Here is a 21,809-nt window from a genome sequence, read left to right on the forward strand (position 1 = left end):
CCAGTCTAGGCAACCGTTCGATCCGTGAGGAACGGGACGACCGCCGCCGCGAAATCGCGGGCACGGTCGCGATGGATGCTGTGCCCGCAGCCGACCTCCCGCACGGATGCCGAAGGCAGCGCCTCGACTGCCGCCGTCAGCAGGCGCGGGTCGACCATGCTGCCGCGCCGCACTCCGCGCAACAGCAGGGTGGGGGCGGTGAGGGACGGAAGGTGCTGCCACCACACCGGATTCGGCGTGTGGAACTGGGCGACGACCGACGGTGTCATCGAACGGTCGAAGGCGGTGACCGCGCGCGGGTTGAGCGCCATGCTGGTCGCGGCGTGCCACAGCTCCGCGGGAGTCGGGCGGTGGGCCGGCACCTCCGGAACCGGATCCCCCTCCCGCAGCGGCAGGGGTGTCTCCTCGAGGACGAGCCGTCGGACGAGGCCGGGATTCTGTTGCGCGACCAGCGATCCCACGTGACCGCCGAGCGAGTGCCCGACGAGATCGACGGCCTCGACGTCGAGGTGGGCGCACAAGCCGGCGACGTCGGCGGCGAACTCGCCGAAACGGTACGAGGGGGCCCGGCCGCTGCGTCCGTGCCCGCGCAGGTCGACGGTGACCACCCGTCGGCCCGCCTTCACCAGGGCTCCGGCGAACCGGGTCCACGTGCGCCCGTCGCCACCCATCCCGTGCACCAGCAGTACGGGCACGGAACGGGCGGCGGCAGCGGAGGGTGCGAACTCGCGATATGCGAGGGCGACCCCGTTCGGCGCGGCGGTGAGGACCGGAGATCTCATGATGCTCGAGCCTACTCAGTCGTAGACGCCCTCCACCCGCCAGCCGTCGGCACCGAAGAACACCAGCAGGGCCCGTGATTCCTCGAGCAGCACCTGCAGACGGGCGGCGCACCGGGCCGCGGCCGGATCCCACCAGTACTCGTCCACCGGCCACGGACCGGCCCATCCGATCACCGTCCAGCTGCGACTTCCCCATCGCAGCCGAGCAGGTGACCCGCTGAGCAGTCCGCGCTCGGTCACCGAGACCGGATTTCCCACGTCGTCGTCCAGCCGGATCGCGGGAGGTGTGTGCAACACCAGTGCGGGAGCCGGGGGCGGGAGCCGGCCCGGCCACGATGCGTCCGGGTCGGAGTGCGGTATCGCCTCGTCGCCGACGGGCACGAGGACGATCCGTTCGGTGGGTCCCCGGCCGCCGCCGAGCACCCCGATCCGGACGGCGTCCCCACCGAGCAGGCCCTGCACCCGGACGAGCGCCCGACGTGCCCGTTCGTCCTCGTCGCCGACACCGCCCCACAACCCGAGTTGCAGCGCACCGGCGGCGACGACCTCGACCGGTTCGAGACGCAGCAGCACGATTCCCGCCGTGGGCCGGTTCGTGTTGCGGCCGGTGAGCCATCCGTCGAGCTGCCAGCGCACACGATCGGCCGTGCCCTCGGGGGTGAGCGGTTCGGCGCAGCGCCAGGTGCGCGCGAGCTCCTCCCCGGCCCCGGTGCGTGCCGTCACGAGCAGTCGCGTGCACGCGACTCCCGCCGCCGCGAGCCGGGTGTGGAGCAGTTCGGCCAGTGCGCGACCGGCGAAGGCCGCGGCGTCGACGCGCTCCACCGGCGGGTCGCAGGGCTGCTCGACCGTCAGGTCCGGAGGGATCGGCCGTCCCGACGGGGGACGTTCCGGCAGCCCCCGCGCGCTCCGGTGCGCAGCCACGACGTCCGCGTCGAAGCGTGAGGCCACATCGATCGAGGACAACGCGGCGAACGCTCCGATGGTGCGGATACCGAGACGACGCAACAGATCCACCGTGTCGGCCCGCCGAGGAGCCGCCAGCGCCGGTTCCACCGCGAGATACGAGACGGGCAGCGGCGCCAGGAACTCGGCGCCCCTCCCCGTCGGGACCAGCGCGTTCCGGCGCGCGGCGAGGACCGCTGTGGACAACTCGTCGGCGACACCGACCTGACATTCCACGCCGGTCGCGGCGACCGCGTCGATCAGGGCCTCCGCGGCGGCCTCCTCCGAACCGAACCACCGGACCACACCGCGCGCGGCGAGGATCACCAGACCCGGGCGCAGCACCTCCACGCCCGGGGCCACCGCATCGATCGCGGCCACCACCGCCTCGAACGTCCGCGCTTCCAGGTCGGGATCCGAGCGGGCCACATGCAGTTCCGGGCAGCGCGCCTGCGCCTCACGTCGTCTCAGGGCGCGCCGGACACCCGCGGCCCGCGCCGAGGCCGAGCAGGCGACGACACGATTCGCCGAGACCACCGCCACCGGGACGGTCGCGGGCAACTCCGCGGCGGTGGCGGCGGCGACCGCGGGCCAGTCGGGGCACCAGAGGGCCACGACCCGCGCGGACGCCCGCAGAGAGGACGATTCGTTCACCGGACCGCTTTACGGAAACGCCCGTCCTCCAGCCGATTCCGCTCCTCGCTCGCCCACTCGACGGCACTGCGGTCGGCGCACACCTCCACGCGGGTGGCGCGCGGAGGGAACGCACGCCCGTGCGCCCGGACCGACAGGCGGGTCGCGCACAGCCGGTCCCGGCCGGGACCGTCCACACCCCGATAACCGTCGACCCGCGCCTCCAGTCGCACGTGGGCACCCTCCCAGCGACCGTCCGTGACTACAAGGACGGACTGCTTGTTCCGCGCCCGGGCGGCGACCGCACGAGCGCGGGACGGCGGCACCGATGCCCCACCGAGCCCCAACACCACCAGGTCGATCCCGTCGAGCAGCACCGCGGCGATCTCCACGGGATCCGGTCCGGGATCGGGGATCACGGCCAACCGGTGCAGACGGGCTCCCATCTCCGCGGCGGCGAGCAGACCCAGCCGGCGCTGACCGATCACGGCGGCGTACCCGCCGGCGGCCGTCACGGACGCGAGCATCCCGAGGAGAAGGGAGGTGGCGCCGGACACCGAGACGACGCTGCCGCGCACCAGTCCGCCCTGGGGCAACAGTTCCGCGAGCGGTGCCGGGACGGGCAGGATGCGGTCGGAGGGGGCCTCGACCCGGCCTCGCGCGAGGGACTGAACCTCGCCCCGCGCCGGCACTGCCGCGATCCGACGTCGCAACGCTTCGATCCGCTCCGCGCGACCCGCTTCCTCGTCGTCCACCGGAAATTCGGCCACCTCGCCCACTGTCACCCCTGTCATCCGCCTGCCGCCTGACACACACGACCGGCCGACCACGGGGAAGTCGTGGCCCGGCTCGCACTCCATTCGAACATACTTTCGATCTTCCTCAAGTAGAACCGACCCGAATCCTTCCCGTCAAGCCGGAAGCACCGCCCCGACGGTGACTACAGTGCAGCTCACACGTTTTTCGGCCGGGGCGAACACCTCCGATCGGCTACTCTCGATCGAGTGGCGGAGCAGGCGTGGGTAGGACGGGCCGTAGGGCCGGATCACTTGGTGGCCGGTCGATATCGGCTCGACTCCAAGCTCGGCGGTGGCGGCATGGGTGCCGTCTGGCTCGCCCGCGACAACCGTCTGGGCCGCGACGTCGCCGTCAAGCAGGTGATCTCCACCGCAGACCTCGATCCCGACGAGGCCGAGGATCTCCGCCGCCGCGCGCTCCGGGAGGGCCGGGCCGCCGCCCAGCTCGCCCACGAGCACGCCATCTCGATGTACGACATGGCTCTGCACTACGGCGAACCGTGGCTCGTCATGGAGCACCTGCCGTCCCGCAGCCTGGCGCAGGTGATGAACGTCGTCGACACCCTCCCGCCGTACGTGGTGGCGCAGATCGGCGCGAATGTCGCCGACGCCCTGACCGCCGCGCACGCCGCTGGGATCGTCCACCGCGACGTCAAGCCCGGCAACATCCTCATCGCCGAGCGCGGCCGCGACGCCGGCATCGTGAAGATCAGCGACTTCGGCATCGCCCGCGCGAAGGGCGACAACGACCCCGACGGCGTGATCATCGGCACCCCCGCCTATTTCGCGCCCGAGGTCGCGCGCGGCAACGACCCCACCGAGGCCAGCGACGTCTTCTCGCTCGGCGCCACCCTCTACACCGCGGTGGAGGGGCAACCGCCCTTCGGCTTCGAGACCGACTCGATCGCGTTGCTGCACCGGGTCGCGCGGGCGGAGATCATTATGCCCACGCACACCGGTCCGCTCACCGAGCCCCTGCTCGAGATGCTCCAGCCCGATCCGGCGCGACGCCCGACGATGGCGCAGGCACGCGATCTGCTCGCCCGCGTGGTCCTCGGACCGGGCGGATCGGCGGCGGCCCTGCGCGGCCGTCCCATCCAGAACGAGGACGGCACGATCCCGTCGTGGGCACAGCGTTCCGCGCACTTCGCCGAACCCGCACGTCCCCGTGGTTCCTTCGTCGACCGGCCACTCGGTGCCGCGACGCAGGCCGCCGGTGGTCCGAAGAAGTCGGCGAAGGGTTTCGCCCCGGCGGATCTGCTCGACCGTCTGCTCCCGAAGGGCCCCGTGCCCGACAACCCGCAGGACCGCATCGTCGCCTATGCGCCCCTGGCGATGGCGGCGATGGTCGCGGTGATCCTGGTGGCGCTGCTCGTCGCCGTCATCATCGCGCTGGTCGTCTGACCCGCCCCGGCTGCGCAGTTCTCGTCGGCAATTCTGCGCGCGAGCGACGAGAACTGCACGCCGCCGGCATCGGCACGACGAGCACCGGTCACGCTCAGTCGATGCGTCGCCGGTGTGCCCAACGGGTCAGCGCGTTGCGGTTCGACTGCTGCGTCTTGCGCAACACGTTCGACGCGTGCGTCTCGACGGTCTTCACCGAGATCACGAGTTCCTCGGCGATCTCGCGGTAGGTGTAGCCGCGAGCGAGCAGGCGCAGCACCTCGAGTTCCCGTGGGGTCAGCGAGTCGAGTTCGGGATCGAGGGGCGGTTCCGGCGCGGCCGACCGGCCGGTGAACGAGTCGAGCACGAAACCGGCCAGACGCGGACTGAACACGGCGTCTCCCCCGGCGACCCGCCGGACGGCGTCGGCCAGATCCGGACCGGAGATCGTCTTCGTCACGTACCCGCGGGCCCCGGCGCGGATGACGGCGATGACGTCCTCGGCCGCGTCGGACACACTGAGCGCCAGGCACACCGGACCGTCCGGGATCCGCTGGAGGACGGCGACGCCACCACCGTCGGGCATGTGGACGTCGAGGAGCACGACATCCGGTTTGGTCGCCTCGATCCCGGCGACGGCCTCGGCGACTCCCCCGGCTTCGCCGACGATCTCCATGTCGGCCTCGCGCCCCAGTTCGGTGCGCACTCCGGAGCGGAAGACGGCGTGGTCGTCCACCAGGAAGACACGATAGGGACGGTTGTTCTCGGTGGCATCGGACGATGTCGCCGGAATCGAAGTCACTGTGTCTGCTCCTCGGGGTGGGGGTCGTTCACCCCCCACTCTAAGGTCGACTCGGTGTCCTGTTCGCGTTCGGTCTCCGTACGGCCGGCGCGCGGCACATGGATGCGCACCTCGGTTCCCTTTCCGGGACTCGACTTCACGACCGTCCGGCCGCCGCGACGTTCGATGCGCGCCCGGATGGACTTGGCCAGACCCTGCCGATCGGCCGGCACCTCGTCGGGATCGAATCCGACGCCGCGATCGCGCACGAACACGCTCACCTGATGCGGTTCCACCTCCGCGAAGAGGTCGACGCTGTCCACCCCGGCGTGCTTGGCGGCGTTGACGAGAGCCTCGCGGGTCGCGCCGAGCACGGCGGTCGCGGCCTCGGGGGTCAGATCGCTGTCGTCCGGCGCGACGTCGCCGACGATGACGGGTTGGACGGACAGGCCGTACTGGTCCTCCACCTCACCGGCGATGGTGCGCAGCGTCTCGGCGAGCGAGGTGCTCGGCGTCTCGTCCCCGCCGAACAGCCAGCGGCGCAGTTCGCGTTCCTGGCTGCGTGCCAGTCGCACGACCTCCTGCTGGTCGCCGGCCTGCTTCTGGATGAGCGCGAGGGTCTGGAGCACCGAGTCGTGCAGGTGCGACGCGATCTCCTCGCGCTCCTCGTTGCGCACCCGGGCGGCACGCTCGGTCTCGAGGGCACGCCACATCCGGATCCACAGCGGCACCGACAGCAGGGCCGCGCCGACCAGCGTGACCACCACGGCGACCAGCGACGAGCGCAGCGCCGCGACGTCGACCTGCGCGATGACCATCACCCCGAGTCCGGTGACTACGAGGGTCAGGCCGCCGAGTACGCGAGCCCACGTGAGGACCGTCGGATGCGCGGGCAGCCCGAGCACCGATCGGGGGCCTTCGACGTCGAATTCACGCCACACGAGCGCCGCACCGACGACCACCACGACGATCGGCAGCACCACGCCGGCGGCACCACCACTGAACAGCCACGAAAGACCCACCGCCAGCCCGATACCCATGAAGGCGAGACCGATGGCACGGCGACGTTCGGGGCCGGTGGGGCGATCGGTGTCGGAGCCGGGGGGCACGAACATCCACAGCAGGCCGTAGGCCGCGATCCCGAAGCCGCCGAGGGCGGCGAGCACCGTGAACGCGACCCTCACCTTGGTGGCGTCGATGCCGAGATGGTCGGCGACGCCACCGGCCACACCGCCCACGATGCGACCGCCCACCCGCCGTTCGAGGCGGGGAACGGTCACGGGTAGTCCAGGTACCGGTTGCACACCTCGATACTGGCACGGCGATCGCCGGCCCGGCATCGGGGACGAACCCTGATGTCCGGGTTCCGATCGGGCCCTCGGAAATCAGGGTCGGTCCCTGATGTGCCGCGCGCGGAAGCCCAGCAGGATGGGTGCCATGGACACGAGGAGCTTTCAGGACCAGGTGGCGGACATGTGGCGGACCCGCCCCGTGCGTCTGCCGAAGGGGGGGCACATCGCGGGTGTGTGCTCGGGTATCGGAGTGCGCTACGGCGTCGATCCCGTGCTGATCCGTGTCGTCTTCGTCGCGTCGGCGCTGTTCGGCGGTGGCGGTCTCGTCCTCTATCTGGCTGCCTGGCTGATGTTTCCCCGCCACGGCGACCAGGTCTCTCCGCTCGAATCGCTCGTCGGGCGGGGCGCGAGCTCGGACTCGACCACCAAGGTCGTCGTAATCCTCGTGGCCCTGGCGATCGCGGCGGGCGCCATCGGACCGGTGGGGGCGGGTTCGGGTGGTTCCGGATTCATCGGAACGCTCCTGTTGCTCGGCGGCTGGTGGCTGCTCTATCAGCGGCGTCCCGAACCGCCGGTGCTGCCGGCCCCCGAAGGAACGTCTTTCCCCACCCAGGCGGCCTTTCCTCAGCCCCCGGTGACGAACTCGTACTGCTCCCCGTGGGGCGCACACACCGGTGCATGGAACATGCACGCGGGTCCGGCGGCCACGACGACACCGGGCGGGGAGACAGCAGGCACGGAGACAACCCCGCCTGCGCAGACCACCGATGCGACGGAGGTCGTGAACACCACCGACGCCTCGGGCACCGACACCCCCGCCTCGGGCACCGATACCCCTGCCTCGGGCACCGATACCCCTGCCTCGGGCACCGATACCCCTGCCTCGGGCACCGACGCCACAGCGCCCACCGAGACGACGGAGAGGAAGACGTCCCCGATGCCCGACCTACGCAAGGACACCGACCGCACGGACACCGACGTTCCGCTCCCGGATGTCAACGCACTCTCGCCCCACCGTTCGGCACCGCCGGCATGGGATCCCCTCGGGGTCGCCCCGTTCGCGTGGGATCTGCCCGAACCGGCGCCGAAGCACGAACCCGCGGTCGTCACGAACAGGCGTTCGCGCCTGACCACGACGGTCCTCGGCCTGGCCGTGATCGCCGCTGCGGTGACCGGCGCGCTCGGTGCCGCCGCCGACCTGGCCTGGGTGACCCCCGCCCGGGTGGGCGCTGTGGCCCTCGCGGTCGTCGGTCTGGGCCTGCTGATCGGCGCGTTCCTGCACCGTGGTCACGGACTGCTCGTCGTCACCGGCCCCCTGCTGGGATTCGTCGTCCTCGCCTCGATCGCCGGACCGGTCGACACCTCGAACTGGGGCGACCGCACCTGGGCACCGACCAGCACCGACCAGCTCGAGTCCGAGTACAGCTTCCAGTTCGGGGCGATGACCCTCGACCTGCGGGGACTCGAACTCACCGAGGACCGCACCGTGCAGGTCGACGGCCGGTTCGGCAGCGTCGAGGTGCTGTTGCCGGAGAACCTGGACGTCCGCGCCGACTGCACGGTCGGCCCCGGTGAGATCAGGGGATGCCCCGCCCCCGGCATCGACGGCGGCGCCGACGGAGTCGACGACGGGCCGGTCCTGGACCTGAACGCGAACATGGAATTCGGATCTCTGGAGGTGCATCGTGGCTGATCACGAAACCGGAACACACACCGAGGATCGGACCGAGCGCACCCGCAAGGGACCGTCGCTCCTGCTCCTGCTCGCCGCACTGGCAGCGCTGGTCGTGAGCGGATGGGCCATGATCGGGCCGTTCTCCGTCGAGTTCCTCGCCGCCGTCAACCTCGGATGGGTCCTGGTGGGCGCGGCCCTGCTGATCGGAGCGGTGCTGGTCTTCCTCCCCACCCGCCGGAGGTAACCACCCCCACCTACGCGACGTCCCCCGGACCTGATCGGTCCGGGGGACGTTCGTCGTCTCACCGCTTCCGGCGAGCGAGGATCACTCCCACGCAGTCACACGCGAGTGAGGATCACTCCCACTCGGTCACACGCGAGTGAGGATCACTCCCACTCGGTCACACGCGAGTGAGGATCACTCCCACTCGATCGTTCCCGGGGGCTTGCTCGTCACGTCGAGCACCACTCGGTTGACCTCCGCCACCTCGTTGGTGATGCGGGTGGAGATCCGCTCGAGAGTCTCGTAGGGCAGGCGCGTCCAGTCGGCGGTCATCGCGTCCTCGCTGGAGACCGGACGCAGCACGATCGGGTGTCCGTAGGTGCGGCCGTCGCCCTGCACGCCCACGCTGCGGACGTCGGCGAGCAGCACGACCGGGCACTGCCAGATCTGTCCGTCGAGGCCGGCGGAGGTGAGCTCCTCGCGGGCGATCGAGTCGGCGCGGCGCAGGATCTCGAGGCGGTCGCGGGTGACCTCACCGATGATGCGGATGCCGAGGCCGGGGCCGGGGAACGGCTGGCGGCCGACGATCTCCTCGGGCAGGCCGAGCTGACGTCCGACCGCGCGCACCTCGTCCTTGAACAGCAGGCGCAGCGGCTCGACGAGCTCGAATTCGAGGTCCTCGGGAAGTCCACCGACGTTGTGGTGGCTCTTGATGTTCGCGGTGCCGGAACCGCCGCCGGACTCCACGACGTCCGGGTACAGGGTGCCCTGCACGAGGAACTTCACGGTCTCGCCCTTGTCGGCACCCTCGCCGAGCACCTCGGAGACCGCGCCCTCGAAGGAACGGATGAACTCGCGGCCGATGATCTTGCGCTTGGTCTCGGGATCGGTGACACCGGCGAGCTCGCGCAGGAAGGTCTCGGACGCGTCGACGGTGACCAGGCGGGCACCCGTCGCGGCGACGAAGTCCTTCTCGACCTGCTGCCGTTCGCCCTCACGCATGAGGCCGTGGTCGACGAACACACAGGTCAGACGGTCGCCGATGGCGCGCTGCACCAGCGCTGCCGCCACGGCGGAGTCGACACCACCGGACAGGCCGCAGATGGCACGGCCGTCGCCGATCTGCTCACGGACCTGTTCGACGAGCGCGTCGGCGATGTTCGCTGCGGTCCAGTCGCCCGGGATCCCGGCGATGTCGTGCAGGAACCGGCTCAGCACCTGCTGGCCGTGGGGCGAGTGCAGCACCTCGGGGTGGTACTGGACACCGGCGAGGCGGCGGGCGCGGTCCTCGAACGCCGCGACCGGGGCGCCGGCGCTGGTGGCCGTGACCTCGAAGCCCTCGGGAGCCTCGGTGACGCCGTCGCCGTGGCTCATCCACACGGGCTGCGTCTCGGGCAGGCCGTCGTGCAGCACACCTCCGGACACCGACAGTTCGGTGCGACCGTACTCGCGCGAGCCGGTGTGCGCGACCGTGCCGCCGAGCGCCTGCGCCATCGCCTGGAAGCCGTAGCAGATGCCGAAGACGGGGACGTCGAGATCGAACAGAGAAGGATCGAGGCGCGGTGCGCCCTCCTCGTACACGCTGGCGGGGCCACCGGACAGCACCACTGCGCGCGGATTCTTCGCCGCGATCTCCTCGACACCGGCCGTGTGCGGCACGACCTCCGAGTAGACGTTGGCCTCACGAACGCGCCGAGCGATCAGCTGCGCGTACTGAGCTCCGAAATCGACGACGACGACCGGTCTGGACTGCTGGCTTTGCGACGACACCCGAACAGTCTAAGCGGCCGCGCCGGGTGTTCCCGACGCGGCCGCTCATCCGATCGTTTCCGGGTCGCTACGCGACGCCGCTGTGCTTGACCTCGACGACCGGCAGTCGCAACGCACCGGGCGCGTCGACGGGCACCACCGGGTTCTTCGGTTCGACCGGCGCGACACGACGGTAGGGCTGCCCCTGCTCGGGGCGCTGGTCGTCCTCACCCTTGTTGGGCCACAACGACGCAGCGCGTTCGGCCTGCGCCGCAATGGTGAGCGAGGGGTTCACGCCGAGGTTCGCGGAGACCGCGGCCCCGTCGACGACGCTCAGCGTCGGGTAGCCGTGGACGCGGTGGTACGGATCGATCACCCCGTGGTCGCGATCGGATCCGATCACGGCACCGCCGAGGAAGTGTGCGGTGAGCGGAATGTTGAAGATCTCACCCCACGTGCCGCCCGCGACACCGTCGATCTTCTCGGCGATGCGACGCGTGGCCTCGTTGCCGGCCGGGATCCAGGTGGGATTCGGCTGTCCGTGGCCCTGCTTGCTGGTGACCTTGCGACGGCCGAACAGACCCTTGGTCGTGTAGGTGGTGATGGAGTTGTCGAGGTTCTGCATCACCAGCGCGATGATGGTGCGCTCGCTCCATCGGTGCACCGAGAGCATCCGCAGCATCTTCACGGGGTTCCGCGCGACCTGCCCGAGGAACTTCACCCAGCGGGGAGTGCGTCCGTCGCCGTCGGTCATGAGCGTCTGCAGCAGGCCCATCGCGTTCGATCCCTTGCCGTACCGCACGGGCTCGATGTGCGTGTCGGGGGTGGGATGGAACGACGAGGTGATCGCGACACCGTCGGTGAGCTTCAGATCGGGGTCGATCCTCATCTTCCCGGCACCGACGATCGATTCGGAGTTGGTGCGGGTCAGTTCGCCGACCTTGTCGGACAGTTCGGGCAGCGCACCGGTGTCCTTGAGATGGTGCAGCAGGTGCTGCGTGCCCCACGTTCCGGCAGCGAGGACGACGTGCGCGGCCGTGTAGGTGCGCCGCCGCTTGCGGACCCACGCGCCGGTCCGTTCGGTGATCACGTCCCAGGTGCCGTCGGCGACCTGACGGAGATCGGTGACGGTGGTCAGCGGGACGATCTCGGCTCCCGCCCGCTCGGCGAGACCCAGATAGTTCTTCACCAGGGTGTTCTTGGCGCCGTGGCGGCATCCCGTCATGCACTCGCCGCACTCGATGCAGCCGGTGCGGTCGGGGCCCACACCACCGAAGTAGGGGTCGGCGACCGTGCGGCCGGGTTCGCCGAAGAACACGCCCACGGGCGTCTGGATGAAGGTCTCGCCGACTCCCATGTCGTCGGCCACCGACTTGATCACCTTGTCGGCGTCGGTCATCCGGCCGTACTGCACCACGCCGAGCATCCGCTTCGCCTGGTCGTAGTACGGGCTCAGTTCGTCCTGCCAGTCGGTGATGTGCGCCCACTGGCGGTCCTCGAAGAACGGCGCCGGAGGCTTGTACAGGGTGTTCGCGTAGTTCAGCGACCCTCCGCCCACGCCGGCACCGGCGAGGATCAGGCAGTCGCGCAGCAGGTGCACGCGCTGGATGCCGAAGCAACCGAACTTCGGTGCCCAGAGGAAGCGGCGCAGGTCCCAGCTGGTCTTCGCGAAGTCGGCGTCGGCGTAGCGGCGACCGGCCTCGAGAACGCCGACCTTGTAACCCTTCTCCACGAGGCGCAACGCCGTGACGCTTCCACCGAAACCCGATCCGACGATCAGGACGTCGTAGTCCGTGACCCGTTGCTTACCCATGGAACCTCCAGCGACGAGAGTTGTTACCGGCCAGTATGCACCTCGGCGGTGTGACTACAGGCACAGCCCCGACTCTACCCGTTACGTGGAGTTGCACGAAAACGAAGGGTGAAAATGCCGATGGCCGGTCACCGCGTCCTGCGACGCTGTGACCGGCCATCGGAATGTACCGGGAAGGTCCTTATCCGCGGACCGACAGACCGACCTTCTGGAATTCCTTCAGATCGGAGTAGCCGGCCTTCGCCATCGATCGACGCAGACCGCCCACGAGATTGAGCGAGCCCGACGGGTCGTCGGACGGGCCGAACAGCACCCGGCCGAGGCCCGGTCGTCCGTCCTCGGCGACCCGGACGGCCGCGCCGCGCGGCATCGACGGATGCCCGGCCACGGACGGCCAGTACCAGCCCTTGCCCGCGGCCTCCTCGGCGAGAGCCAGGGGCGCGCCGAGCACGACCGCGTCGGCCCCGCACGCGATCGCCTTCGCGAGGTCGCCGGCATTCTCGATGTCGCCGTCGGCGAGCACGTGGACGTAGCGGCCCCCGGTCTCGTCGAGGTAGTCGCGCCGGGCCGCAGCGGCGTCGGCGATGGCCGTGGCCATCGGGATGCCGATGCCGAGCGAGGAGGACGTGGTGGTCGCCTGCTTCGTGGAGCCGAAGCCGACGATGACACCGGCCGCACCCGTGCGCATCAGGTGCAGCGCGGTGCGGTGGTCGCTGACGCCACCGGCGATGACCGGCACATCGAGCTCCGAGATGAACGTCTTGAGGTTCAGCGGCTCGTCCTCACCGTGGGCCACGTGCTCGGCCGAGATGATGGTGCCCTGGACGACGAGGAGATCGATGCCCGCCTTGACGAGCTCGGGTGTGAGGGCGCGCGCGTTCTGCGGGCTGACGCGGACCGCGGTGGTGACACCCGCATCCCGCACCTGTGCGACGGCCGCGGCCAGCAGATCGCCCTGCAGCGGAGCCGCATGCAGTTCCTGCAGGTAGCGGACGGCCGCACGCGGATCCGTGCTCGCGATCTCCGCGAGACGGGTGACGACGGCGTCGACATCGGCATGACGACCCCACAGGCCCTCGCCGTTGATGACGCCGAGACCGCCGGCCTTGCCCAACTCGATCGCGAAGGTGGGCGACACCAGCGCGTCGGTGGGGTGCGCCAGCACCGGGATGTCGAAACGGTAGGCGTCGATCTGCCAGGCCGTCGACACCTCCTTCGACGAACGCGTCCGGCGCGACGGGACGATGTCGACGTCGCCCAGCTCGTACGTACGTCGGGCCGTGCGACCCATGCCGATTTCAACGAGGTCGCGCACGCGCGCCCCTTTCTCCTCTTGGACGATGCTCCCGCCCTACTCGGAACGGGACCCTGCTGCGGACGCGAAAACTACCGGACCACGTAGTTCGGTGCCTCGGCGGTGATCGTGATGTCGTGCGGGTGGCTCTCCTTGAGGCCGGCGGCGGTGATCTGCACGAACTGTGCCTCCTGCAGCTGCTCGATCGTCGTCGCGCCGGTGTAGCCCATCGCTGCGCGCAGACCACCGATGAGCTGGTGCGTGACCTGCTGCAGCGGGCCGCGGAACGGCACGCGTCCCTCGATGCCCTCGGGCACGAGCTTGTCCTCGGAGAGCACGTCGTCCTGGAAGTAGCGGTCCTTCGAGTACGACTTGGCCTCGCCACGGCTCTGCATCGCACCGAGCGAACCCATGCCGCGGTAGCTCTTGAACTGCTTGCCGTTCACCAGGATCAACTCACCCGGGGACTCGGTGGTGCCGGCGAGCAGCGAACCGAGCATCGCGGTGGACGCACCGGCCGCCAGGGCCTTGGCGACGTCGCCGGAGAACTGCATACCGCCGTCGGCGATGACCGGCACGCCGTGGGCGCGCGCCACCGTGGACGCTTCGAGGATCGCCGTGATCTGCGGCGCGCCGACACCCGCGACGACACGCGTGGTGCAGATCGAGCCGGGGCCGATACCGACCTTGACCGCGTCGACACCCGCGCCGATGAGCGCCTCGGTGCCCGCGCGGGTCGCGACGTTGCCGCCGATGATCTGCACGCGGTCGCCGACCTCGCTCTTGAGCTTGGAGATCATCGACAGCACGTTGGCCGAGTGGCCGTGGGCGCTGTCGACGACGAGGACGTCGGCTCCGGCGTCGACCAGCGTCATGGCGCGGGTCCAGGAGTCGTCGCCGACACCCACAGCAGCGCCGACGAGCAGACGGCCGTCGCGGTCCTTCGTGGCGTTGGGGTGCTGCTCGGTCTTGACGAAGTCCTTGACGGTGATCAGGCCGGTGAGCTTGCCCTGACCGTCGACGATCGGCAGCTTCTCGATCTTGTGGCGACGCAGGAGACCGAGCGCGGCCTCGGCGGTGACGCCTTCGCGGGCCGTGACCAGCGGAGCCTTCGTCATGACCTCGGCGACCGGGCGGTTCTGGTCGACCTCGAACCGCATGTCGCGGTTGGTGATGATGCCGACGAGCTGACCCTCGTCGTCGGTGACCGGCAGACCCGAGATGCGGAATCGCGCACACTTCGCGTCGACCTCGGCCAGCGTGTCGGTCGGCTTGCAGGTGACGGGATCGGTGACCATGCCGGCCTCCGACCGCTTGACGGTCTCGACCTGCGCGGCCTGCACCTCGGTGGGCATGTTGCGGTGCAGCACGCCCATGCCACCGGCCCGGGCCATCGCGATGGCCATGCGGGACTCGGTGACGGTGTCCATCGCGGAGCTGACCAGCGGGATCCGCAGGCGGATCTCGCGGGTGAGCTGGCTCGACGTGTCGACCTGACTCGGGACGACGTCGGAAGCCGCGGGAAGCAGCAGCACGTCGTCGAAGGTCAGACCCAGCATTGCGACCTTGTTCGGGTCGTCACCGCCGGTGTGCACGCGCCCTCCGGTACTACTCATGCGGTTCGGACCCTCCGTGACAGTCGATGGGAGCGGACGGCAGAACCGTCCGGCAGCGGGAATGAATGAAGGCTGTGCACGCTCGTCGCACCGACGGGCGGTTGGAGAGCGGCACGCACCCATTCATGTTATCTGTTCCGGGGAACAAGCTCGGCTCCCACCCTGTTCCCCGATGTTCGTCACATCACCTCGTGTGATTTCACGGCGTGTCCCCTGGCGACCGCTGGCGCAGACCCCCTCGGTCTGCGTACCGTGGAGTCGTGCGTGATCAGTTGCCTCCCGGACTCCCACCGGACCCGTTCGCAGGAGACCCCGACGATCCGTCCGCAGCACTGGACGCGATCGAACCGGGCCAGCCCCTGGATCCTGCGGAGCGGCTCGCGGTGGAAGAGGACCTCGCAGACCTGGCCGTCTACGAGGCGCTGCTGGCTCCCCGCGGCGTCCGCGGACTCGTCGTGTGCTGCGAGGACTGCCACCAGGACCACTACCACGACTGGGACATGCTGCGGGCGAACCTGCTGCAGCTGCTCGTCGACGGCACCGTCAGACCGCACGAGCCGGCCTTCGATCCGTCCCCCGACGCCTACGTCACCTGGGACTACTGCCGCGGCTACGCGGACGCGTCCATGAACGAGGCTCTTCCCGTCGACCCCTACGGTCTGGATTCCTGAGTCCCCTGGATTCCTGAATTCCTCAGCCCACCGCGAACCACGCATCACGGCACTTCAACGAGAGAACGGGCCCGGCAGCATCTGCTGCCGGGCCCGTTCTCTCGTTGCTTCTACTCGCCTTCCGGCGTCGTGAGCGACGCCGGTGCCATATCGGCGGCCGGCCCGTCCTGCGTCGACCGCGGCGACGACGCGGTCGTGGTGGGTGCAGGGGTCTGGGACTCCGACGTCGCCGGCGGCGGCGGTTCGCTCGGCGCAGGTGACGGCTGCGTGCTGGACGACGACGACGGCGGCGGCGCGGTCTGCGACGGCGCGGACGTGCCGGTCACCGGCGGCGGCGCCTGCAGGATGGTCGGATCCACGGTCGTCGACGACGTCGGCGGCGCGGTGGTGCCCGTGCCGGTGCCCGTCGTGGGAGCGGGCTGCTGCCCTTCGGTGCCGGGCGTCGTGACCGGCGGGGGCACGACGGCACCGGGAACCACCGGAACCTCGGGTGCCACCGGTACCGCAGGCGGCGGAGGCACCTGCGGCACCAACCGGCCGAGTTCCTCGGCGAGGCGTTGCACCCAGTCGCCGAGCGCATCGCGCTCCTCCGCGTCCCGGACGTCGCCCGAACGGGACTCCGCGGACGTCAGCAACTCACGTGCTTCCTCCGTGTTGCCCTCGGCGATGAGTTGTTCGGCACGCTCCAGGGTCGATGTGGTGTCGATCCGGGCCTCGGTGGATTGCGCCTGCTCACTGAACACGACCTGCTTGACGCCCCACAACGGGTCGCCGGGCTCGGCGCCGTAGGACACGGCGGTCGCGCTGCCGACGGCGACGGCGACGAGCGCTGCTGCACCTGCGAGCGGACGGAGCAACCGGAGTTGCCCCTTCGATCTCGGGCGCAGAGGGGTGACCTCCGGGGCCGGAGCGAGCGTTTCCCGTGTTCCCAGTTCCCGGTGGACGGCGGCGACCACTTCGTCGAGGTCGGGGCCGGCGGGCATCGGTTCGGCGAGGATCTCTGCACGCCAATCGGCGAGCAGAGTGGCGAGTTCGTACTCCTCGTTGCCCTTCGTCTCGACGAGCCCGTTACCGGAGATCGCATCGATCAGCGCGTCGTCACGACGCACGGCGGCGAGGTCCACGGAGGTTTCGTCGTCGGGAAACTCGTCGTCGAAGCCGTCGCCCGAGAAACGCCCCCTACCCATTCCGCTCACCTGCTCTCGTGACTTCCTTCTTGAGTCTCGCGATGGCCCGGTGCTGGGCCACCCTGATCGCTCCTGCAGTACTTCCCACTGCTGCGGCCGTCTCTTCGGCCGACAATCCCATGACGAGACGGAGGATGAGGATCTCGCGCTGCTTCTCCGGGAGGATGCCCAGCAGCTGCTTCATCTGCCGGCCCGCCTCGGAGTTGATCGCGTATTCCTCGGGGCTGTCGTCGAGCGACATCACCTCCGGCACATCCGCCACGGGTTCCGCGCGGTTGCGGGCCGCACTTCGGTGCGCGTCGGCGACCTTGTGAGCAGCGATCCCGTACACGAACGCCATGAAGGGGCGGCCTTGGTCCTGATATCTCGGCAGAGCGGTCATCACGGCCAGGCACACCTCCTGTGCAACGTCGTCTGCAGAGAGCTGGCCGCGCTCTGCAGATCCGACCCGTGCGCGGCAGTACCGCACGACGAGGGGCCGGACACTTGCAAGAACCTGAGCGAGAGCCGCCCGGTCGCCTTGCGCAGCCGCAGCAACCGCGGAGTCCAACTCCTCACCCATAACAGTCATCGATTGCGCAAGTCCTGGCGTTACAGACGGCACCACCCCCCGGGCGGGCTTCCACCTGACCGTGGAACACCCCCAGAGTAACTACAACGACCGACCGGTCGGGTCACCCCCCGCGCGCGAGTGGAACTCAGCAGGCGGACGAGGTCACGAACCGGCCCCCACGCCCGACGATGGTGGTCGCGCAGATATCACGGACGCGACCCGCATCGAGATCACGGACGCGACCCGCATCACCCTCTCCGAGTCCGTCGAGGAGCATCGCCGCGGCCCATTGCAACGGAACCAGTCCGTGTTCCTCCGCGCGCGTGAGGACGTCGGCGGCCTGTTCCACGGCCGGACCGTGGTCGGGCAGTCCGGTCAGAGAGGCCGCCCGCACGAGGTCGGACTTCACGGAGTGCCGGATCGATCCGAATCCGTCCGCGAGTTCCACCGCGCGGTCCGCCCGGCTGCGAGCACGGGTGAAGTCGCCTGCCGCGAGAGCGGATTCGGCCCCGACCCACGCGAGACGGATCCGCTGCCGCACGAAGGCCTTCTCCCCCGCTTCCGATTCGGCAGCGTCGAGTGCGGCTGCGCATCGGTCGAGGAGCGACCCGCACACCGCGAGACGGCCCCGCCCGAGCGCATCGGCCGCCAACCCCGTGGCAGCGTCGCACCATGCAGCGACAGCATCCGCGTCGCGCGATGCGGCGACAGTGTCGGAGTCGCGTGCGGCGACAGTGTTCCCGGAGCCGGTTCGCAGCGACCCCGCCTCTACGAGAGCGCGTCCGTCCAGCACTGCGGCGGCACGATGCCCACCCAGCTGACGGAGGAGGGAGGCCTCGGTGCTCGCTCCGAACGACGACCACGCTCCTCCGGTGCCACGCACTCGAGTCAGCTCGGCCCGCGCAGCGGCGTAACGCCCCTGCCCACCGAGCGCGACGGCCCGCAACCAATTCTGTTCGGGTCCGTGCGCCGCAGGGAGCGGATGTGCCCCCGGGGTCGGCCCGAAGGCCGCGGCGACCAGGATCGCGTGGCGGTCGGACGGTGTCGGTGCCGTGTGCCGGCGGGCGTCGGAAGGTGCCATCGCGGAATCATCGCACCAGCGGATACCGGCGATACGCGGGGCTCCGGGCCGACGCCGGGCATTTGTCGGAGAGAAATTATCACCGTGAGCGCAAATAGTCTCGACGATTGGAACGCAGGATGCACAGAAGACATTTCCGAACATTTTGTTAAACATCGCGTTAAAACATGCGTGGTGCATGTAGGGTGCCGCCCCTGCCCTCCGAGCCCGAGTCGGAGCCACATCCGGCCGCCGAAAGGCCGGGTTACCAGCGAGTAAGGGACCTTCTACCCACGTCGGGAGCGGAGAATACCGCGGATCACCCCCGCCCGCAGCGCACAGGCACGACTCCTCACGAAAGTAAATATTTCCGCGGTTAAATCTTGGCCGTTCGGTTATGGACTATCCCACTCATCGAAAATATTGACGACGAATCGATACAGATCCTACGGTGAGTTTGTTTGATTCGGATCACAGCGGGAATCCCGATGTGTCCACGGTCCGCTCGCACAACTCACGCGAGCTTGCTGCAAAGGAGTGCCACATGCCTGCACCACACACACTGCCCGGCCCCAACGCGGACCTCTGGGATTGGCAGATGCACGGTAAGTGTCGTGGTGTGGACTCCTCGGTGTTCTTCCACCCCGACGGAGAGCGCGGTCGTGCCCGCGCCCAGCGGGAGAACCGCGCGAAGGAGCTGTGCCGCACCTGCCCCGTGCTGGCCCGTTGCCGCGACCACGCCCTCGCCGTCGCCGAGCCGTACGGCATCTGGGGCGGCATGTCGGAGACCGAGCGGGAGATGTACACGAGGCAACGACGGCGGAAGGTCGCTGTGTGAGGCGGTCACCCGCCCCGTGATGACACCGTCACGGTCGTGACCATGTCGACACGACCGTGACGGTACGACCGGGAGGTCGGTTGGAGGAGATGCGTCGATACGACGAAGGCCCCGCAGGGAATGCGAACATTCCTTGCGGGGCCTCGCTGTATTCGTGCCGTCCGGAACGACTTTCACGTCCGGCTCGACCTACGGACCCGCCGGGCGGCGGGTCCGCGGCCCTGACCTGTCGCTCAGTGCGCGTGACCGTGGCCGTGCCCGGCCTCGGCCTCTTCTTCCGGCTTGTCGACGACGGCGCTCTCGGTGGTGAGCACCATGCGTGCCACCGACGCAGCGTTGACGACGGCGGAGCGCGTCACCTTCACCGGGTCGACGACGCCCTCGGCGACGAGGTCGCCGTAGGAGAGGGTCGCGGCGTTGAAACCCTTACCCGTCTCCTCGACCTTGCTCACGACCACCGCACCGTCGATGCCGGCGTTCGTGGCGATCCAGTACAGCGGCGCGGTGAGCGCGGTGCGCAGCGCGGCGACGCCCGTGGCGGCGTCGCCGGAGAGGGACGCCTGGAGCTCCTCGAGCGCGCGCGAGGCCTGAACGAGAGCCGAACCACCACCGGGGACGATGCCCTCCTCGATGGCCGCCTTCGCGGCATTGACGGCGTCCTCGACGCGGAACTTGCGCTCCTTGAGGTCCGTCTCGGTTGCAGCACCCACGCGGATGACGGCGACGCCACCGGCGAGCTTCGCCAGACGCTCTTCGAGCTTCTCGCGGTCCCAGTCGGACTCGGTGGCCTCGATCTCGCGACGCAGCTGGGCGGCGCGTGCCTCGATGTCCTCGGCCGTGCCGGCACCGTCGACGATCGTGGTGCTGTCCTTGGTGACGACGACGCGGCGGGCCGAACCGAGCAGGTCGAGTCCGGCCTCCTTGAGGGACAGACCCAGATCGGAGTTGATGACCGTACCCGCGGTGACGACGGCGAGATCCTCGAGGAAGGCCTTCCGGCGGTCGCCGAAGTACGGGGCCTTGACGGCAACGGCCTTGAGGGTCTTGCGGATCGCGTTGACCACGAGGGTCGACAGCGGCTCGCCCTCGATGTCCTCGGCGATGATCAGGACCGGCTTGCCGGACTCTGCGATCTTCTCGAGGAGCGGGAGGAAGTCGGGAAGCGAGCTGATCTTCTCGCGGTACAGCAGGACGAGCGCGTCCTCGAGGACGGCTTCCTGCGCGTCGATGTCGGTGATGAAGTAGGGCGACAGGAAGCCCTTGTCGAACTGCACGCCCTCGGTGACGACCAGTTCGGTGTGCAGCGTGGAGGATTCCTCGACGGTGACGACACCGTTCTTCCCCACGCGGGTCAGCGCCTCGCCGACCATCTCGCCGATCTCCTCGTCGCGCGAGGACACGGTGGCGACCTGCGCGATGGCGGTCTTGCCCTCGACGGGAGTGGCGGACGCGAGCAGTGCCTCGCTCACCTTGTCCGCACCCTGGGCGATACCGGCTCCGAGCGAGATCGGATTGGCGCCTGCGGCAACGTTCTTCAGGCCGGCCTTGACCAGCGCCTGGGCGAGAACGGTCGCGGTGGTGGTGCCGTCACCCGCGACGTCGTTGGTCTTGGTCGCGACACTCTTGACGAGCTGGGCGCCGAGGTTCTCGAACGGATCCTCCAGCTCGATCTCACGGGCGATGCTCACACCGTCGTTCGTGACGGTGGGACCACCGAATGCCTTGGCGAGCACGACGTGCCGGCCACGCGGGCCGAGCGTCACCTTGACGGCGTCGGCCAGCTGGTCGACACCGCGCTCGAGAGCCCGGCGCGCGGTCTCGTTGAACTCGATTTGCTTGGACATGTTCTGCGACTACTCCTGGACTCGGATGTTCCCCAACGTATTCCGCCCCGGGTCCGAAACGGGACACCGGGGCGGAATGCAAGCGGCCTACTTGGCGACGACAGCCAGGACGTCGCGCGCAGACAGGATCAGGTACTCCTCGCCGGCGTACTTGATCTCGGTTCCGCCGTACTTGCTGTAGATGACGACGTCGCCTTCCTTGACGTCGAGCGGGATGCGCTTGTCGCCATCTTCGTCCCAGCGGCCGGGGCCGACGGCGACGACGGTGCCCTCCTGGGGCTTCTCCTTCGCCGTGTCCGGGATGACCAGGCCGGAGGCAGTCGTCGTCTCGGCCTCGTTGGCCTGGACGAGGATCTTGTCCTCGAGCGGCTTGATGTTCACGCTCGCCACGATGAGCCCTCCACTTTCAGGGGTAATGGGGTCCGAGAACCGGTGTTCTCGAACACGGGTGTGTTCAGTCATCACGGTGACTCCGCACGCGTCCCGTCGTCGCGGGTGCCGGGCCGGCGCTCGGTGTCACTAGCACTCTATACACGCGAGTGCCAGCGCTCAAGGGCAACGGGTGCAAACACGCCGACCTGCATCGAACCCGGCGTCATGTTACGGTTGAATAACGGAAACCCATGAGCGTGATCGTTCGGTGACCTCAGCCGAGGTAGGCCCTGGACGCCTGGTC

Annotated in this window: 19 protein-coding genes; 5 read left to right on the top strand and 14 right to left on the bottom strand. The window is 69.4% G+C overall.

The window, feature by feature from the left end; all coding sequences use genetic code 11:
* Window positions 1–5: 5 nt before the first annotated feature.
* The 3 genes from LPH33_RS17375 to LPH33_RS17385 are packed head-to-tail and all read right to left on the bottom strand — an operon-like array spanning window position 6 to window position 3,136.
* Window positions 6–782: an alpha/beta fold hydrolase gene (locus tag LPH33_RS17375; RefSeq protein ID WP_160874376.1), complete on the bottom strand. Its 777-nt coding sequence runs from the start codon at window positions 780–782 to the stop codon at window positions 6–8.
* Between the two features lie 15 nt (window positions 783–797).
* Window positions 798–2,378: a DNA polymerase Y family protein gene (locus tag LPH33_RS17380; RefSeq protein ID WP_229565255.1), complete on the bottom strand. Its 1,581-nt coding sequence runs from the start codon at window positions 2,376–2,378 to the stop codon at window positions 798–800.
* Window positions 2,375–3,136 carry a DNA recombination/repair protein RecA gene (locus LPH33_RS17385; RefSeq protein ID WP_229568377.1) on the bottom strand — a complete coding sequence of 254 codons (762 nt, stop codon included), beginning with the start codon at window positions 3,134–3,136 and terminating at the stop codon, window positions 2,375–2,377. The genes LPH33_RS17380 and LPH33_RS17385 overlap by 4 nt, the downstream gene beginning before the upstream one ends.
* 273 nt (window positions 3,137–3,409) lie before the next feature.
* On the opposite strand from LPH33_RS17385, the gene LPH33_RS17390 reads away from it, so the two are divergent.
* The gene (locus LPH33_RS17390; RefSeq protein ID WP_081314853.1) at window positions 3,410–4,558 is read left to right on the top strand and encodes a serine/threonine-protein kinase; all 1,149 of its coding nucleotides are present in this window, start codon (window positions 3,410–3,412) and stop codon (window positions 4,556–4,558) included.
* A gap of 94 nt (window positions 4,559–4,652) precedes the next feature.
* Here the strand turns inward: LPH33_RS17390 and LPH33_RS17395 are convergent, their stop codons facing one another.
* On the bottom strand, window positions 4,653–5,339 hold the full coding sequence (locus LPH33_RS17395; RefSeq protein ID WP_120279934.1) for a response regulator: 687 nt from the start codon (window positions 5,337–5,339) through the stop codon (window positions 4,653–4,655).
* Window positions 5,336–6,658, bottom strand: a complete 1,323-nt coding sequence (locus LPH33_RS17400; RefSeq protein WP_229565257.1) for an ATP-binding protein — start codon at window positions 6,656–6,658, stop codon at window positions 5,336–5,338. Before LPH33_RS17400 ends, LPH33_RS17395 begins: the two co-directional genes overlap by 4 nt.
* A gap of 97 nt (window positions 6,659–6,755) precedes the next feature.
* Between LPH33_RS17400 and LPH33_RS17405 the strand changes: the two genes are divergently transcribed.
* Together LPH33_RS17405 and LPH33_RS17410 are read left to right on the top strand one after the other, a co-directional pair.
* The gene (locus LPH33_RS17405; protein ID WP_229565259.1) at window positions 6,756–8,303 is read left to right on the top strand and encodes a PspC domain-containing protein; all 1,548 of its coding nucleotides are present in this window, start codon (window positions 6,756–6,758) and stop codon (window positions 8,301–8,303) included.
* On the top strand, window positions 8,296–8,529 hold the full coding sequence (locus LPH33_RS17410) for a hypothetical protein (RefSeq protein ID WP_229565261.1): 234 nt from the start codon (window positions 8,296–8,298) through the stop codon (window positions 8,527–8,529). The genes LPH33_RS17405 and LPH33_RS17410 overlap by 8 nt, the downstream gene beginning before the upstream one ends.
* A gap of 174 nt (window positions 8,530–8,703) precedes the next feature.
* Here the strand turns inward: LPH33_RS17410 and guaA are convergent, their stop codons facing one another.
* The 4 genes from guaA to guaB all read right to left on the bottom strand — a co-directional run bounded on the left by guaA (window position 8,704) and on the right by guaB (window position 14,980).
* The gene (gene guaA, locus LPH33_RS17415) at window positions 8,704–10,278 is read right to left on the bottom strand and encodes a glutamine-hydrolyzing GMP synthase (protein ID WP_145693352.1); all 1,575 of its coding nucleotides are present in this window, start codon (window positions 10,276–10,278) and stop codon (window positions 8,704–8,706) included.
* Window positions 10,279–10,345: 67 nt separating this feature from the next.
* A complete protein-coding gene (locus LPH33_RS17420) occupies window positions 10,346–12,070 on the bottom strand; it encodes a GMC oxidoreductase (RefSeq protein WP_160874386.1) in 1,725 nt (574 codons plus the stop codon).
* Window positions 12,071–12,251: 181 nt separating this feature from the next.
* A complete protein-coding gene (locus LPH33_RS17425) occupies window positions 12,252–13,385 on the bottom strand; it encodes a GuaB3 family IMP dehydrogenase-related protein (protein ID WP_016690950.1) in 1,134 nt (377 codons plus the stop codon).
* Between the two features lie 71 nt (window positions 13,386–13,456).
* Window positions 13,457–14,980 (bottom strand): IMP dehydrogenase, encoded by a 1,524-nt coding sequence (guaB, locus tag LPH33_RS17430; RefSeq protein WP_026060895.1) that lies wholly within the window; start codon window positions 14,978–14,980, stop codon window positions 13,457–13,459.
* Window positions 14,981–15,240: 260 nt separating this feature from the next.
* Between guaB and LPH33_RS17435 the strand changes: the two genes are divergently transcribed.
* Window positions 15,241–15,651 carry a DUF5319 domain-containing protein gene (locus tag LPH33_RS17435; RefSeq protein ID WP_006550077.1) on the top strand — a complete coding sequence of 137 codons (411 nt, stop codon included), beginning with the start codon at window positions 15,241–15,243 and terminating at the stop codon, window positions 15,649–15,651.
* Window positions 15,652–15,761: 110 nt separating this feature from the next.
* On the opposite strand, the gene LPH33_RS17440 is transcribed toward LPH33_RS17435, so the two are convergent.
* The 3 genes from LPH33_RS17440 to LPH33_RS17450 form a co-directional block, all read right to left on the bottom strand.
* The gene (locus LPH33_RS17440; RefSeq protein ID WP_229565263.1) at window positions 15,762–16,838 is read right to left on the bottom strand and encodes an anti-sigma-D factor RsdA; all 1,077 of its coding nucleotides are present in this window, start codon (window positions 16,836–16,838) and stop codon (window positions 15,762–15,764) included.
* Complete coding sequence (locus LPH33_RS17445; protein ID WP_019288580.1) at window positions 16,831–17,409, bottom strand: sigma-70 family RNA polymerase sigma factor; 579 nt, start codon at window positions 17,407–17,409, stop codon at window positions 16,831–16,833. The genes LPH33_RS17440 and LPH33_RS17445 overlap by 8 nt, the downstream gene beginning before the upstream one ends.
* 127 nt (window positions 17,410–17,536) lie before the next feature.
* Window positions 17,537–18,472 carry a hypothetical protein gene (locus tag LPH33_RS17450; protein WP_016690946.1) on the bottom strand — a complete coding sequence of 312 codons (936 nt, stop codon included), beginning with the start codon at window positions 18,470–18,472 and terminating at the stop codon, window positions 17,537–17,539.
* A gap of 523 nt (window positions 18,473–18,995) precedes the next feature.
* Here LPH33_RS17450 and LPH33_RS17455 point away from each other — a divergent pair.
* Window positions 18,996–19,289, top strand: a complete 294-nt coding sequence (locus LPH33_RS17455) for a WhiB family transcriptional regulator (protein WP_006550073.1) — start codon at window positions 18,996–18,998, stop codon at window positions 19,287–19,289.
* A gap of 233 nt (window positions 19,290–19,522) precedes the next feature.
* Here LPH33_RS17455 and groL read toward each other — a convergent pair whose 3' ends face one another.
* The gene (groL, locus tag LPH33_RS17460) at window positions 19,523–21,133 is read right to left on the bottom strand and encodes a chaperonin GroEL (protein ID WP_088897630.1); all 1,611 of its coding nucleotides are present in this window, start codon (window positions 21,131–21,133) and stop codon (window positions 19,523–19,525) included.
* An 87-nt stretch (window positions 21,134–21,220) separates the two neighbouring features.
* Window positions 21,221–21,523, bottom strand: coding sequence for a co-chaperone GroES (gene groES, locus LPH33_RS17465; RefSeq protein WP_006550071.1), 303 nt, complete (start codon window positions 21,521–21,523; stop codon window positions 21,221–21,223).
* Between the last annotated feature and the right edge of the window lie 286 nt (window positions 21,524–21,809).

Origin of the sequence: Rhodococcus sp. RDE2, assembly GCF_020885655.1 — a bacterium.
Taxonomy (GTDB): domain Bacteria; phylum Actinomycetota; class Actinomycetes; order Mycobacteriales; family Mycobacteriaceae; genus Rhodococcus; species Rhodococcus pyridinivorans.

Coding starts and splice junctions, on each gene's coding strand:
- LPH33_RS17375 (WP_160874376.1), bottom strand. CDS start 782: ATGAGATCTCCGGTCCTCACCGCCGCGCCGAACGGGGTCGCCCTCGCA.
- LPH33_RS17400 (WP_229565257.1), bottom strand. CDS start 6,658: ATGCCGGGCCGGCGATCGCCGTGCCAGTATCGAGGTGTGCAACCGGTA.
- LPH33_RS17405 (WP_229565259.1), top strand. CDS start 6,756: ATGGACACGAGGAGCTTTCAGGACCAGGTGGCGGACATGTGGCGGACC.
- LPH33_RS17420 (WP_160874386.1), bottom strand. CDS start 12,070: ATGGGTAAGCAACGGGTCACGGACTACGACGTCCTGATCGTCGGATCG.
- guaB (WP_026060895.1), bottom strand. CDS start 14,980: ATGAGTAGTACCGGAGGGCGCGTGCACACCGGCGGTGACGACCCGAAC.
- LPH33_RS17440 (WP_229565263.1), bottom strand. CDS start 16,838: ATGGGTAGGGGGCGTTTCTCGGGCGACGGCTTCGACGACGAGTTTCCC.
- LPH33_RS17445 (WP_019288580.1), bottom strand. CDS start 17,409: ATGACTGTTATGGGTGAGGAGTTGGACTCCGCGGTTGCTGCGGCTGCG.
- LPH33_RS17450 (WP_016690946.1), bottom strand. CDS start 18,472: ATGGCACCTTCCGACGCCCGCCGGCACACGGCACCGACACCGTCCGAC.
- LPH33_RS17455 (WP_006550073.1), top strand. CDS start 18,996: ATGCCTGCACCACACACACTGCCCGGCCCCAACGCGGACCTCTGGGAT.
- groL (WP_088897630.1), bottom strand. CDS start 21,133: ATGTCCAAGCAAATCGAGTTCAACGAGACCGCGCGCCGGGCTCTCGAG.